The sequence below is a fragment of the Streptomyces sp. NPDC031418 genome, assembly GCF_055581605.1.
This window is the reverse complement of the sequence record NZ_JBVIJC010000001.1, coordinates 216,209-230,468: the sequence shown is the minus strand read 5'-3', so window position 1 is coordinate 230,468 and position 14,260 is coordinate 216,209. Positions and strand designations below refer to the sequence as shown.

10 protein-coding genes are annotated in these 14,260 nt (G+C 73.9%); 2 read left to right on the top strand and 8 right to left on the bottom strand.

The window, feature by feature from the left end:
- Window positions 1-48: 48 nt before the first annotated feature.
- Window positions 49-3,105 (bottom strand): putative bifunctional diguanylate cyclase/phosphodiesterase, encoded by a 3,057-nt coding sequence (locus ACZ5CZ_RS01015; protein ID WP_385839800.1) that lies wholly within the window; start codon window positions 3,103-3,105, stop codon window positions 49-51.
- 386 nt (window positions 3,106-3,491) lie between these two features.
- Window positions 3,492-4,454, bottom strand: coding sequence for a 2-hydroxyacid dehydrogenase (locus tag ACZ5CZ_RS01010; RefSeq protein ID WP_468938071.1), 963 nt, complete (start codon window positions 4,452-4,454; stop codon window positions 3,492-3,494).
- A 75-nt stretch (window positions 4,455-4,529) separates the two neighbouring features.
- Here ACZ5CZ_RS01010 and ACZ5CZ_RS01005 point away from each other — a divergent pair, with 75 nt between their 5' ends.
- Both ACZ5CZ_RS01005 and ACZ5CZ_RS01000 read left to right on the top strand, forming a co-directional pair.
- A complete protein-coding gene (locus ACZ5CZ_RS01005) occupies window positions 4,530-5,528 on the top strand; it encodes an aldo/keto reductase (RefSeq protein ID WP_385839802.1) in 999 nt (332 codons plus the stop codon).
- Between the two features lie 75 nt (window positions 5,529-5,603).
- On the top strand, window positions 5,604-6,737 hold the full coding sequence (locus ACZ5CZ_RS01000; protein WP_385840303.1) for a PQQ-dependent sugar dehydrogenase: 1,134 nt from the start codon (window positions 5,604-5,606) through the stop codon (window positions 6,735-6,737).
- Between the two features lie 37 nt (window positions 6,738-6,774).
- On the opposite strand, the gene ACZ5CZ_RS00995 is transcribed toward ACZ5CZ_RS01000, so the two are convergent.
- The 6 genes from ACZ5CZ_RS00995 to ACZ5CZ_RS00970 all read right to left on the bottom strand — a co-directional run bounded on the left by ACZ5CZ_RS00995 (window position 6,775) and on the right by ACZ5CZ_RS00970 (window position 14,213).
- A complete protein-coding gene (locus tag ACZ5CZ_RS00995) occupies window positions 6,775-9,831 on the bottom strand; it encodes a helix-turn-helix transcriptional regulator (protein ID WP_468938069.1) in 3,057 nt (1,018 codons plus the stop codon).
- Window positions 9,832-9,944: 113 nt separating this feature from the next.
- Window positions 9,945-10,130: a hypothetical protein gene (locus tag ACZ5CZ_RS00990; RefSeq protein ID WP_468938068.1), complete on the bottom strand. Its 186-nt coding sequence runs from the start codon at window positions 10,128-10,130 to the stop codon at window positions 9,945-9,947.
- 214 nt (window positions 10,131-10,344) lie between these two features.
- A complete protein-coding gene (locus ACZ5CZ_RS00985) occupies window positions 10,345-10,908 on the bottom strand; it encodes a hypothetical protein (RefSeq protein WP_468938066.1) in 564 nt (187 codons plus the stop codon).
- A 35-nt stretch (window positions 10,909-10,943) separates the two neighbouring features.
- Window positions 10,944-11,516 (bottom strand): GNAT family N-acetyltransferase, encoded by a 573-nt coding sequence (locus ACZ5CZ_RS00980; RefSeq protein ID WP_385839806.1) that lies wholly within the window; start codon window positions 11,514-11,516, stop codon window positions 10,944-10,946.
- Entirely contained in the window at window positions 11,494-13,725 is a 2,232-nt protein-coding gene (locus ACZ5CZ_RS00975) for an MMPL family transporter (protein WP_385839807.1), read from the bottom strand. Before ACZ5CZ_RS00975 ends, ACZ5CZ_RS00980 begins: the two co-directional genes overlap by 23 nt.
- Before the next feature lie 161 nt (window positions 13,726-13,886).
- Window positions 13,887-14,213, bottom strand: a complete 327-nt coding sequence (locus ACZ5CZ_RS00970; protein WP_385839808.1) for a hypothetical protein — start codon at window positions 14,211-14,213, stop codon at window positions 13,887-13,889.
- Window positions 14,214-14,260: the final 47 nt, after the last annotated feature.

Genomic DNA, 14,260 nt, shown 5'->3' with positions numbered 1-14,260 from the left:
AATTCGGGTGCGCATGGAACTGACCCTCCCCCCGACGCGCACCACGTGTCAAGTGGGTGGGACGGGCGTCTCAGAATGTGAGCGATGGCCGCGGCTGCCTCCGAGAACAGCGGTGACACCTCCTGTGTACACCCCCGAGCCCCGCTCCATAGCCCGTTCGCCGACACGCCCCTTGGGCTCGCGCACACTGCCCGCGAACGCCGGTTCGGCCGGGGCGTGCGGCACCGGATAGTGGCCGGATCCGAGCGCCCGGCGCAGCCGGTACTCGTCCAGCGGCCCGGCGAACGCCATGCCCTGTCCATGTGTGCAGCCCATCGCGCGCAGCGCGACCACCTGCTCGGGCAGGTCCACCCCCTCGGCCACCGACAGCAGCCCGAGGTCCCCGGCGATGCGCAGCAGCCCACCGGTGATCTTGTGCAGCCGCGGGGACTCGACCACGCCCTCGACCAGGCTGCGGTCGAGCTTGAGGATGTCCACGGGGAGCCTCCTGAGCGCCGTGATGGCCGCACAGCCGGTGCCGAAGCCGTCCAGCGCGATGCGCACCCCGAGCCGGCTGAGCGCGGTCAGCCGCCGCTCCAGCTCGTCCAGGGGTGCCCTGGGGTCGACGTCGGACAGCTCGATGATCAGCGCACCGCCCGGCAGCCCGTGCCGGGTGAGCAGCGCCTCCACGGAGCCCAGCGGCGTCGAGCGGTCCAGCAGCCGCCGGGCGCTCATCCGGACGACCACCGGGACGAGCAGCCCGTTCGCCGCCCGCTCGGCGGCCTGCTCCACCGCCTCCTGGAGGATCCAGCGGTCCAGCTCGGCCGTCTTGTCGCCGTCCTCGGCCACCCGCAGGAACTCGGCCGGCGTGAACAGCACCCCCTGCGAGGAGCGCCAGCGCGCCTGCGCGCCGACCGCCCTGATCCGGCCGTTCTCCAGGCACACCACCGGCTGGTGCAGCAGCGCGAACTCGCCGTCGTGCAGCGCGGCGCGCAGCCGGGTGGCCAGCTCCGCCTTGCGTACGACGTCCTGCTGCATCTGCGGCTTGTACAGCTCGACCCGGCCCTTGCCGGCCGCCTTCGCGCGGTACATCGCGAGGTCGGCGTTGCGCAGCAGCTCGCCCGCGCCGAGGCCCGGCTCGGCGAAGGCGACGCCGATGGAGGCGTTGACCCGGACATCGTTGCCGTCGATGGCGTACGGCTGGGAGAGGGTCACCCGGAGCCGGTCGGCCAGCTCCAGGATGTTCCGCTCCCGGGCGGCGCGGTCGCGGCTGCCGTCCCCGACGATCAGGGCCGCGAACTCGTCGCCCCCGAGCCGGGAGGCGGTGTCGCCCTGCCGTACCGCGTCCTGGAGCCTGCGGGCGGCCTGCACGAGCAGCTCGTCCCCGGCCTGGTGGCCGATGGTGTCGTTGACGGCCTTGAAGCCGTCCAGGTCGATGAAGAGCACGGCCGTGCCCAGCAGCGCGGCGCCCCGGTCGGTGGCCCGGCGCCCGGACAGGGCCTGCTGGACGCGCCGGGTGAACAGCGCGCGGTTGGGCAGGTCGGTCAGCGGGTCGTGTTCGGCGTTGTGCTGCAACTGGGCCTGGAGGCGCACCCGTTCGGTGACGTCCCGGCTGTTGAAGATCAGACCGCCGTGGTGCCGGTTGACGGTGGACTCCACGTTGAGCCAGCTGCCGTCGCCGGAGCGGAACCGGCACTCGATGCGCGTGGTCGGCTCCTCCAGCGGGCTCGCGGTGAGGAACCGGCGCACCTCGTGCACCACACAGCCGAGGTCCTCCGGGTGGATGATGCCGGCCAGCTCCTGGCCCACCAGCTCCTCGGCGGGCCGGCCGTACACCCCGGCGGCGGCCGGGGAGACGTACCGCAGGACGCCGTTGGGAGCGGCGATCATGATGACGTCGCTGGAGCCCTGCACCAGGGAGCGGAAGTGGTTCTCCTTCTGCGCCAGCTCCTGGGTGAGGGTGATGTTGTCCAGCAGCATGATGCCCTGCCGGATGACGAGGGCGAGGACCACCGCGCCCGCGGTGATCAGCACGACATGGTCGGGCCGGCGGCCGTTGAGGACGTTGTACAGGATGCCCAGGGTGCACACGGCGGCGGCCAGATACGGGGTGAGCGCGGCGAGCGAGCCGCTGAGCGGCCGGCCCGCCGGGTAGCGGCTGGGGTCGGTTCCCGCACCGGTCGCGAACACATGGTGCTGGCCGGTGCCGCGCTGGCCTGGCACGTGCTCGTGGACCACGCGCGTGTACCCCTCCGCCGCGCGGGACTCCGGCCCGCCGGGGTGCCGGGGCGGGGCCCAGGGCGCGTAGGCGAGCAGCAGCGAACCGGCGAACCAGCCCGCGTCCAGCAGCTGCCCGGAGTGGTAACTGCTGTGCAGCAGCGGCGAGGTGAACAGCGCGTCGCACATCACGGTGAGCGCGAGCGCGCCGATCGCGGTGTTCACCGCCGTACGGTTGCCCGGGGCGCGCCGGAAGTGCAGCGCGAGCACCATGCTGACCAGCGCGATGTCGAGCAGCGGGTACGCCAGCGACAGCGCGGTGTGGGCCACGCTCGGCCCGTCGAAGCGGGCCGCCTGGGCGAGCGCCAGGCTCCACGACAGGGTGAGCAGCGAGCCGCCGATCAGCCAGGCGTCCAGAGCGAGGCAGATCCAGCCGGCCCTGGTCACCGGCCGCTTGGCGAGGACCAGCAGGCCCACGATGGCGGGGGGCGCGAAGCAGAGGAAGAACAGGTCGGCGTAGCTCGGGCTGGGCACGGTCCGGCCCAGCACCACCTCGTACCAGCCCCAGACCGCGTTGCCCAGGGCCGCCATCGCCGAGGAGAGGGCGAACAGCAGCCAGGCCGCGCGGAAGCGCACGCGCGCGCTGCGGGCGTAGAGGAAACAGGAGACGGCGGCGGTGCCGGCCGCGGCGCTCAGCCCGAAGTCGCCCATGACCAGGGCGACTTCCGTGGAGCCCCAGTCGAACGCGGAGCCGATGGCGTAGGCCGCGCAGATCACGGCGAGGACGAGCTGTTCCGCCGTGCGCACACCCTCACCGCGGGCCGGCCGGCGGGGCGGCGGCGCCTCGTGCGGGTGCGGTGCGCGCACGGCTCCGTCGAGCGGGGGCGTCACAGAGGGCGGCGCACTCACCGGGGCCTCCCGGTCCGCGCCGCTCCCGGGTCGCGCCGGTCCCGGTGCGCCGGGTGCGCATGCCTCCTGCGGCCGCCCGGCCTGTGCGGGTGATGGCTGTGATGGCTGGTGTGCTGACCGCGTCTGCGCGCGGCCGTGCGCCAGGGTCGCCGTCGGCGGCTCCGCCGCGTCGGATCGTTCGTCCATAGGCCGTGCATCGCCCGTCGCCCCCCTCACAAATCTGAAATGTCCATCCCCGGCGCCGAGTGGTCAGCGGCGCATCCCCTGCCGGGGACGATACACCAGGATCGTCACGCAGGGACATAGCTTCTCTACGCTCCGTGACGACCAGGGGATATGTGCCTACCGGCCGCGTCCGGGGAGTTGCGGAGGGTTCCGGAAATCGCTTACCGGCCGTCCTCTCCCGTCGTCAGGATCACGTTCCGCAGCGGCTCGTGGTTCACGAAACGGGTCAACTGGTCGACGAGCAGCCGCTCGGCGCGCGGTCGGAAAGCGGAGGAGGGCCCGCCCACATGCGGGCTGATCAGGACGCCGGGCGCGTGCCAGAGCGGATGGCCCGGCGGCAGCGGCTCGGGATCGGTCACGTCCAGGGCCGCGGTGATCCGGCCGGTCTCCAGCTCGGCGACGAGCGCCTCCGTGTCCACGACGGGCCCGCGCGCCACGTTGACCAGCAGTGACCCCTCCTTCATCCGGGCCAGGAAGCCGGCGTTCACGAGGCCCCTGGTGTCCGCGGTGAGCGGAGTGGCCAGGATGACGACATCCGCGCACGGAAGCAGTGAGAGCACATCGGCGATCGGATGCACGGGACCGCGCGCGGTGGTGCGCGCGGAGCGCGCGACGCGCACGACCCGCGCTACCTCGAACGGCGTGAGCCGGTCCTCGATGGCCTCCCCGATCGCGCCGTAGCCGACGATGAGCACGGTCCGGTCGGCGAGCGAGGGCTGGAAGCCGCCCGCCCAGCGCTCCTCCTGCTGCGCCCGGACGAAGCCGGGTATGCCGCGCAGGCTGGCCAGGGTCAGGGTGAGCGCCAGCTCGGCGGTGCTGGTCTCGTGCACTCCGCGCGCGTTGCACAGCTGCACCCCGGGCACCAGGTCCGCCAGCCGCCCGGTGATGTCGTCCACCCCCGCGGTCAGCGTCTGGACCACCCGCACCCCGGTGAGCGCCTTCAGCGGCCGCACCCGCACCGGCAGGGGCTTCATGTACGGCACGACGTACACGGCGCAGTCCGCCGGATCGCCGGGGAACTCCTGCTCGCCGTCCGCGCCGCCGTCCCAGAACAGGTACCGGGGACCCGCGGGCAGCCCGTCGATCTCCTGCGGGGGAATCGGGAGCCATACGTCTGAAGTCATGGCAGGAGGCTATGTCAGGCGGCCGGGAGCGCAGAGGTTAGGTTGGGGGCCGGGCAGAGGGAGGTTCACGAGCAGGTGGAGCGCAGGACGATCGGCGCGGGGGGACTCGCGGTGGGGGCCGTCGGACTCGGGTGCATGCCGATGAGCTGGGCGTACAGCGGGTCCCGGCAGCGGGGGGACGAGTCGCTGAGATGTGTGCACCGGGCGCTGGACGCGGGCTCGACGCTGCTGGACACCGCCGACATGTACGGCCCGTTCACCAATGAGCTGCTGCTCGGCCGGGTGCTCAAGGAGCGGCGCCAAGACGCCTTCGTGTCCACCAAGGTGGGACTGCTGGTGGGCGAGCAGCACATCGTGGCCAACGGCCGCCCGGGCTATGTGAAGCGGGCCTGCGACGCCTCGCTGCGGCGGTTGCAGACCGATGTCATCGACCTCTACCAGCTGCACCGCGCCGACCCCGAGGTCCCGGTCGAGGAGACCTGGGGCGCGATGGCCGAGCTGGTGCGGGCCGGGAAGGTGCGGGCGCTGGGGCTGTGCGCGGTGGGCGCGCGCGGCGGCCGCCGGCCGGGCACCGGGCTGTACGACACGACACTGCGCCAACTCCAGCGGGTGCAGCAGGTGTTCCCGGTGGCCGCGGTGCAGGCGGAGCTGTCGGTGTGGTCTCCGGAGGCGCTGGCCGCGCTGCTGCCGTGGTGCGAGGCGCGGGGGGTGGGCTTCCTCGCGGCGATGCCGCTGGGCAACGGCTTCCTGACCGGCACGCTGACCCCGGGCGAGGGTTTCGAGCCGGACGACGTCCGGGCCCGCCATCCGCGCTTCACGGCCGAGATGATGGCCGCCAACCAGCCGATCGTGGCGGGGCTGCGGCGGATCGCGCGGCGGCACGGCGAGGACGTGACCCCGGCCCAGGTGGCGCTCGCCTGGGTGCTGGCGCAGGGGCGCCATGTGATCGCCCTGCCGGGCACCAAGCGGGAGCGCTGGGCCGCGCAGAACGCGGCCGCGGCGGGGCTGCGGCTGACCGCGGAGGACCTCGCCGAGGTGGCGCGACTGCCCGCGGCCCGGGGATCCTGGGACTGAGCGCGGCACCGCCGTTTTCGACCACCGGCCGGACAGGCCGTGCCCGAAGGGACCGAGATCGTGCGACGACGAGCTGTGCCGGCCGTGCTGGCCGCGGCCGCCCTGCTGCTGACGGCGGGCTGCTCCTCCGGGGGCGGGCCACCGCTGCCGCCGATCGGTACGACGTCCGGGAGCCCCGCCCCCTCCGCCCGGGCCGGCGAGCCGGTCCCGCCGGCCAAGGGGTCGGTGACGGTGCTGCGCACGGTGGCGCAGGGGCTGAAGACGCCGTGGGGGCTGGCGGTGCTGCCGGACGGCGCGCTGCTGGTCTCCTCCCGGGACGACGGCACGATCACCCGGATCGACGGCAGGACCGGCCGCAAGACCGTCCTCGGCACGGTCTCCGGGGTCTCCCCCGGCGGCGAGGGCGGCCTGCTCGGCATCGCCCTCTCCCCCGAATTCACGGCGGACCATCTGATCTACGCCTACTTCACCTCGGCCTCGGACAACCGCATCGTCCGGGTGCTGTACGACGACCGGAAGCCGGCCGGGGAGCAACTGGGCGCTCCGGACACGGTGTTCAAGGGCATACCGAAGGGCGCGATCCACAACGGCGGCCGGATCGCGTTCGGCCCGGACGGGATGCTGTACGCCGGGACCGGTGAGAGCGGCCGGCGCGGACTGGCCCAGGACCGGTCCTCGCTGGGCGGCAAGATCCTGCGGCTGACCCCGGACGGCGATCCGGCACCCGGCAACCCCTTCCCCGACTCCCCCGTGTACTCCTACGGTCACCGCAATGTCCAGGGGCTGGCCTGGGACACCCGACAGCGGCTGTTCGCCTCGGAGTTCGGGCAGGACACCTGGGACGAGCTGAACGCGATCAAGCCCGGCGGCAACTACGGCTGGCCGAAGGCCGAGGGCAGGTCCTCCGACCCCGCCTTCCAGAACCCGGTGGCCGAGTGGCACACCGACGAGGCCTCCCCCAGCGGGATCGCCTACGTCAAGGGCGTCATCTGGATGGCGGCGCTGAAGGGCCGGCGGCTGTGGCGCGTGCCGCTGCACGGCACCTCGGCCGCGGCCGCCCCGCAGGCCTTCCTCACCGGCACCTACGGCCGCCTGCGCACCGTGGCCCCGGCGGGCGGCGACCGCCTGTGGCTGCTGACCAGCAACACGGACGGCCGGGGCACCCCGAAGCCCGGGGACGACCGGCTGCTGGAGCTGCGGGTGAGCTGAGCGGCGCGGCTGTGCGTCCTCGTCGAGGAGGGACCGGTCACCCCGCCGCCACCCGGTCCCCGGTCTCGGCCGGGAAGAGGCCGAGCCGGTGGGTCAGGGCGGCCGCCTCGCCCCGGGTGGAGACACCGAGCTTGGTGAGGATGTTGGAGACGTGGACGCTCGCGGTCTTCGGGGAGATGAACAGGGCCTCGGCTATCTGGCGGTTGGTGCGGCCCGCCGAGACCAGGCGCAGCACGTCCTGCTCGCGGCTGGTCAGGCCGAGCGCGGCGGCCGGGTCGGCGGCGGTGAGGGCCTGGCGCGGGGTGCGGGCGGGGGTGAGGCGGGCGCGCTGGGCGAGCCGGGCGGCCTGGTCGGCGAGGGGGCGGGCGTCGAGGTGGGCGGCGACCGCGGAGGTCAGCCGGAGCAGCTCCTCCGCGCGGTCCCGCTCGTCCTCGCCGGCGCCGTCGGCAAGCAGTGCCGCGGCCAGGCGGTAACGGACCCGGGCCAGGTCGTAGGGGCGGTCCAGGCACTCGAAGGCGGTGACCACCGGTGCCCAGGTGCGCGCGGTGTCCCGGCCGGCAGCGCGGAGCAGTTCGGCGCCGGCCCACTCGCTGTACGCCGTCCACACGGGCACTCCGGTGGCGAGGTGCCGGACCGCCTCGGCGAGCCGCTCCAGGATCCCGTCCCGGCCCGGCTGGGCGGCGGGCAGGGTCCGGGTGTCGGCCTCGGCGGTGGCGGCGGCCAGCAGCAGGGGCCAGCCGTAGCGCTGGGTGCCGGGCGGGAATCCGGCGTCCAGGGCCGCGAGCAGCTCGGCGCGGGCGTCGGCGATGCGGCCCTCCGCGGCGGCGATGCCGAGGGCGAGCCGGGCCATGGGCAGGGAGATCTGCGGCATCGGGTCATGGGTGCCGTAGTGGGCGCGGGCGGCGGCGAGCTGCCGGCCGGCCTCGGCGAGGTCGCCGCGGGCCAGGGCGAGCTGGGCCAGGCGCAGGGCGCCGGCCCCGCGGGGCTTGGCGCTGTGGCCGACCCGGGCGACGCGCCCGGCGGCCTCGGCGGCCTCGGCGGCCTCCGTCCACTGGCCGAGCGAGTACAGCGCGTCGGCGAGGTTGCCCCAGACGAAGGCCTCGGCGCCGACCAGCCCTATTTTCCGGGTGAATGCGACGCCCTCGCGCAGCATCGGCAGCGCTTCGCGGGAGCGGCCGAGGCCTTGCAGCACGGACGGCACGTTCACATAGGCGCGGGCCGCCACGTCGTGCATCTGCTCGGCACAGGCTTCCCGCAGGACCTGTCGCAGCTCGGCCAGCCCGCTCTCCTGGTCCCCGGACTCCACCGTCAGACCGCCCAGGGTGAGCCGGGCGGTCAGCTCGATCTCGCGGGCGCCGACCATGCGCGCGTAGGTGACGGCCCGCTCGGCGGCGGCGAAGGCCTCGGGGCCGGGCCGGTGCAGCATCGACCAGCTGGAGGCGAGGGCCAGCACCTCGGCGTGCACCTCCGACGGCGGCAGGCCGCGCACGAGGTCCTGGGCGGTGGCGAGTTCCGCCCAGCCGTCGCCGCGCGCCAGGTCCTGCACGAGCCGGGAGCGCTGGGCCCAGAACCAGGCGGCGCGCAGCGGGTCGGGCTCGTCCTCCAGCAGCCGCAGGGCGCGCTTGGTGATCTTCAGCGCGCGTTCGCGTTCGCCGCCGGAGCGGCCCGCGACGACCGCCTCGGCCATCAGGTCGAGGTAGCGCAGCGGGGTGGTGGCGGGATCGCAGCCGCAGGAGGGGTAGGCGTCGGCGCAGCCGACCGGGCGCAGGGCGGCGCGCACCTCCTCGGGGGCGTCGTCCCACAGCTCCATCGCCCGCTCCAGGAGCCCGAGTTGTTCGGTGTAGGCGTGCCGGCGGCGGGCCACGACGGAGGCGTCCAGGACGGCGGGCAGCGCCTTGGCGGGGTCGTGGGCGTGGTACCAGTAGCTGGCCAGGCGCAGTTCGCGTGCGTCGGCCGGGACCAGCGTCGGGTCGGCGGCCAGGACCTCGGCGTAGCGGCGGTTGAGCCGGGAGCGCTCGCCGGGCAGCAGGTCGTCGGCGATGGCCTCGCGGACCAGGGAGTGCCGGAAGCGGTAGCCGTCGCCGGCCGGGGCGGCGGTAAGGATGTTGGCGCCGACGGCGGCGCGCAGCGCCTCGATGAGGTCGTCCTCGGGGAGCTGGGCGACGGCGGCGATCAGCCGGTGCTCCACGGTGGAGCCGCCCTCGGCGACGATCCGCGCGATCCGCTGGGCGGACTCGGGCAGCGCCTCGACCCGGACCAGGAGCAGATCGCGCAGGGAGTCGGTCAGGCCGGTACGGCAGCCCGTGCGGCTCGCGACGGCGAGTTCCTCGACGAAGAAGGCGTTGCCGTCGGACCGTTCGAAGATGTCGTCCACGTCGGCCGGGTCCGGTTCGGCGGCGAGGATGCCGGCGATCTGGCAGGCGACCTCCTCGCGGGTGAGCCGGGCGAGTTCGATGCGGCGGACGGTGCGCAGCCGGTCCAGTTCGGCGAGCAGGGGGCGCAGCGGATGGCGGCGGTGGATGTCGTCGGAGCGGTAGCTGGCGAGGACGAGGAGCCGGCCGGTGCGCAGGGTGCGGAAGAGGTAGGCGAGGAGGTGACGGGTGGAGGCGTCGGCCCAGTGCAGGTCCTCCAGGACCAGCACCACCGGGTGCTCGGCGGCGGTCCGTTCCAGCAGCCGGGCGGCGAGTTCGAACAGCCGGGCCACGCCCTGCTCGTCATGGCGGCCGACGGTGGCCTCGCCCAACTCGGGCAGCAGCCGGGCCAGTTCCTCCTCCTGGCCGGCGGCCGCGGCGGCGAACTCCGCGGGCAGGGCCGCGCGCAGGGCGCGCAGCGCGGTGGAGAAGGGCGCGAACGGCAGCCCGTCGGCGCCGATCTCCACACAGCCGCCGACGGCCACCACGGCGTGCCGCCGGGCGGCCGCCGCGGTGAACTCCTCGACCAGGCGGGTCTTGCCGACTCCGGCCTCACCGCCGAGCAGCAGCGCCTGCGGCTCGCCGGCGGCGGCACCGGCGAGCGCGGCGTCGAGCACGGCCAGCTCTTCGGTGCGGCCGACGAACACGGGACTGACGGACCTGTTCTCCACGAGCCCGAGCATCGCACGAGGTGCGGAGGGTGGGGCGGCTGTTTTCCACAGGTCAGGTGCGATTTTCGTACCAATAGGAGCGGTAGGGGTGGGGGCCGTGCCCGTGGGCGGCTCAGGCGCGGCGCTCATGCGGGGCGCGGGGCGCGGCGTCCGCGGAGACGGCCGGTATGGGACTCGGCGGCCGCGGCGCCGTCGCCGAGGCTGAGCTCGCGGCGGGCGGCGCGACGGGCCCGGGTGGCCTCGCGGACCAGACGGTCCTGTGCGGCCTCCTGGAGCAGCTGGGCGGTGCGGATCTTCTGCTGGTCGAACATGGTGTGTCCTTCCGGGACTTCGGGGTGGTGCCTCGCGTTCTGCGATGTCTCCACTCTCGTCTCCCAGGGGGGTGCGCCACATCGGGAAGGTTCCGCATCTTCGGGCGGCCCGCGTGCCGCCCACACGCGTAAGGGGTCTTAGGAGAGGCCGTAAGACCCCTACGGCTCCCCTAAGACCCCTCAGGCCTCTAAGGCATGTGCGGCCGGGGGCGGCTCAGCCCGCCGAGGGCAGGGCGAGCAGCGCGTCGGAGTACTTCAGCACCGCCAGCAGCAGACCCACGGTGCCGAGCGAGACCCCCGCCCAGGCGACCGACCTGATCCAGGGCGCCTGGGTGCGGCCGGGGGTGCCGAACGCGGGCCGGGCGAGCACGACCACGCCGGTGATCAGCGCGGCCAGCGCGAACAGGCCGGCCCACAGGGCGGTGGTGTGCCAGGCGTCGCCGTAGACCGCCTTGAGCTGCGTCGCGACGCTCGCCCGGGTGGAGGTCCGCAGCTGGCCGATGAGCTGTTCGCGGGCGCCGGCGACGGTGCCGATCCAGCCGCCGCTGAGCGAGACCAGGCCGAGCGCGGCCGAGACGACGGCACCCGCGCCCTGACCGACCCCCGAGGGCGCCTCGGCCTCCGGCACAGCAACCTCAGCCGCCTCTTCCCCGGCCGTCGCCGCCGTGCCCGTCTCCTCCTCGGCCGCCCGCTCCTTCGCGGCGTCCGTCCCGACGGCCTCCGCCGTCGTCTCGTCGTCCTTGCGCGCCACCGCGCCTGCCTCTGTCTTCGTTGCCATGCCCGGCACCGTACGGAGGCTGTCTGAGAGGCGTCTTAATGATCCTTCTGCCCGGTACGCGCGCGTGCGGCACGCCACTCGGGGGCGAGCACCGACCAGATCTCGATGTCGTGCCGGACCCCGTGGTGCGGGTGGCTCTCGCGGAGCACCGCGTCCCGGCTCATGCCCAGCCGGCGGGCGACGGCGATGCTCGGCAGGTTGCCGGAGGCCGCGTGCCACTCCACCCGGTGGATGCCCCGCTCCTCGACGGCCCAGTCGACCAGGATCCGCATCGCACGGGTGATCAGTCCGCGCCCGGTGGCGGCGGGTTCCAGCCAGCAGCCGACCTCGCAGTTGCCCGCCGCGGCATCGAAGTTCAGCGTCAGCACCCCGCCGACGAGCGTCCCGTCCAGCCAGATGCCGTGGTACGAGGCGCTGTCGGCGGCGCGCAGATCGGCGTACCGGCGGAGCGTGTCCCGCGCGGAGGCCACATCGGTGACCTGCGAGCCGAACGGGATGAACCGGCCGATGAACTCCCGGCCGCGGTCGAGGTGGGCGAGGAACTCCTCGGCGTGCCAGACCTCGAGCGGCCGCAGCTCGGCGCCGTCACCCAGGGATATCGCGTACATCGTGGCGCTGCTCCTCGCGCAGTTCGTCGACCGGGACCCGGCTGAGCCTCTCATGCGCGGCACGGCACTCGGGCGGCTCGATGCTGATGCGGGGCAGCCTGCGCTCCAGCCAGGCGGGCAGCCACCAGTTGGCGGCGCCGAGCAGATGCATCAGGGCGGGCACCAGCAGGGTGCGCAGCACAAAGGCGTCGAGGGCGACGGCGGAGGCGAGCGCGATGCCGAACATCGCGATCACCCGGTCGCCGCTGAGCACGAAGGCGAGGAAGACCGAGATCATGATGACCGCCGCGGAGTTGATCACCCGGCTGGTCTCGGCCAGGCCCACCCGCACCGCGCGCCGGTTGTCGCCGGTCTCCAGCCACTCCTCGTACATCCGGCTGACCAGGAACACCTGGTAGTCCATGGAGAGTCCGAAGAGCACCGAGACCATGATCACGGGCAGGAAGGGCTCGATCGGTCCGGCCCGGCCGAGGCCGAGCAGTTCGCTGCCCCAGCCCCACTGGAAGACGGCGACGACGACGCCGAACGCGGCGGCGACGGCGGCGATGTTCATCACGGCGGCCTTCAGCGGGATGCCGAGCGAGCGGAAGGCGGCCAGCAGCAGAAGGCAGCCGAGCCCGATCACCGCGCCGACGAACAGCGGCAGCTTGCCGACGATCACATCCGCGAAGTCGTCGTACGCGGCGGTCACCCCGCCCACCTGTACGTCGAGCGCGGTACCGGTCTCGGCGCGCGGCAGCACCTTGGTGCGCAGCCGGTCCACCAGGTCGCTGGTGCGCTGCGACTGGGGCGCGGAGTCGGGGACGACGGTCAGATACGCGGTGCCGCCGCCGGCGGCGTAGGAGACCGGGGTGACGGAGGCGACGCCTGGGGTGGCGCGCAGGGTGGTGTCGAGGCTGTCCAGGGCGAGCCGGTCGGTCGCCCCGTCCACCCGGGTCACCAGGGTCAGCGGCCCGTTCACCCCGGGCCCGAAGCCCTCGGCGAGCAGGTCGTAGGCCTGGCGGGTGGTGGAGGTGCGGGGGTCGTTGCCCTGGTCGGAGGTGCCGAGCCGGAGCGAGAACGTGGGCAGGGCGAGAACGGCGATGACGACCACGGCGAGCGCGCCGAGCAGCTTGGGATGCCGCTCGACCAGCGCGGACCAGCGGGCGGCCAACCCGGTGGGCAGCTCCGGGCTCGGCCCCTGCTCGGCGAGCCGGCGCCGCTCGCGGCGGCTCAGCGCACGCGGGCCGAGACACGACAGCAGGGCGGGCAGCAGCGTGACGGAGGCGGCGACGGTGAGCACCACGGTCAGACTGGCGGCGACGGCCACCCCGTTGAGGAAACCCAGCCGCAGTATCAGCATCCCGAGCAGCGCGATGCACACCGTCGCACCCGCGAAGACGACCGCTCGCCCGGTGGTGGCCACGGCGTTCGTGGCGGCCTCGGTGACGCTCAGGCCGCGTTTCAGACCACGCCGGTGCCGGGTCACGATGAACAGCGCGTAGTCGATGCCCACCCCGAGCCCGATCAGCATGCCGAGCATGGGCGCGAAGTCGGCGACCGTCATCACGTGCCCGAGCAGGCCGATCCCGGCGTAGGCGGTGCCGACGCCGACCAGGGCGGTGGCGATGGGCAGCAGGGAGGCGGCGAGCGAGCCGAAGGCGAGGAACAGCACCACGGCCGCGACCAGCACGCCGACCGCCTCGGCGGTGTGCCCGCGGGCGGACTGGGTGAGCCCGATGGCGCTGCCGCCCAGCTCCACCTGGAGCCCGGCACGCTCCGCCGACCGGGCGGTGCGCACCACCGACTGCGCCTCGGCCTTGCCGACGTCCTCGGCCCGCCGGGTGAAGGTCACGGTGGCGTAGGCCGTACGGCCGTCCGCGCTGATCCGGTGGGCGTGTCGCCGGCCGTACGGGCCGGACACCGAGGCCACCCCGGGCAGCTCGGCGATCCGGTGCAGGGTGCGGGTCATGGTCCGTCTGACGGCGGGGGCACGCACGGTGCCGCCGGTGGTGTGCCAGACGACGGTGTCGCTGTCCCCGCCCAGGCCCGGGAAGCCCTGCGCGATCAGCTCGGCCGCGTGGCCCGACTCGGTGCCGGGGACCTCGTAGTCGTTCGAGTACGACGACCCCGCCACGGCCGCCGCCGCGCTGACCCCGCCGAAGGCACACAGCCACAACAGGACGGCGATCAGACGATGCCGGACGCACCAGCGCGCGAGGGCTGCCACGGACGTGCTCCCAGAGGACGATGTGTGGATCTTTGGCCGGGAACCATCGTCCATGAACTGAACAGCCCGCAAAGAACGCATGAGTATTCGGATGACACTCTTGCAGGAGAAAATGATCCTTTGCGGTGATCGTGGGCTTCTTCACACGTTTGACGGGAAGTTCAGTCGGAGCGGTCCCCGAACGCCATGATCATCGTGCCCGCGATCAGCAGCCACAGCGCCCTGCGGGTGCGGCCCCGCGCCCCGAGCACCCCGGCCAGGGCGCAGACGGCGGCACCGAGCGCATAGGCGGCGGGTACCAGCGCCGGGGCGGAGCCGGTGAGCCGCAGCAGCGACGCACCCAGTCCGGCGAGCGTCAGCAGCGCTCCCGTCCCGGCGGCGATCCAGCGGGCCCGGCGGGCGTCGCTGACGTACTCCTCGGCGTCTTCCGCCTCCGTCACCGCCTCGGGTATCGCGGGCCGGCTGTCGGAATCGGTGCGTCCAGTCATGGCCGGTGAGCGTACTGCCTGTGGCCGGGGACGATACGACGCGGGGG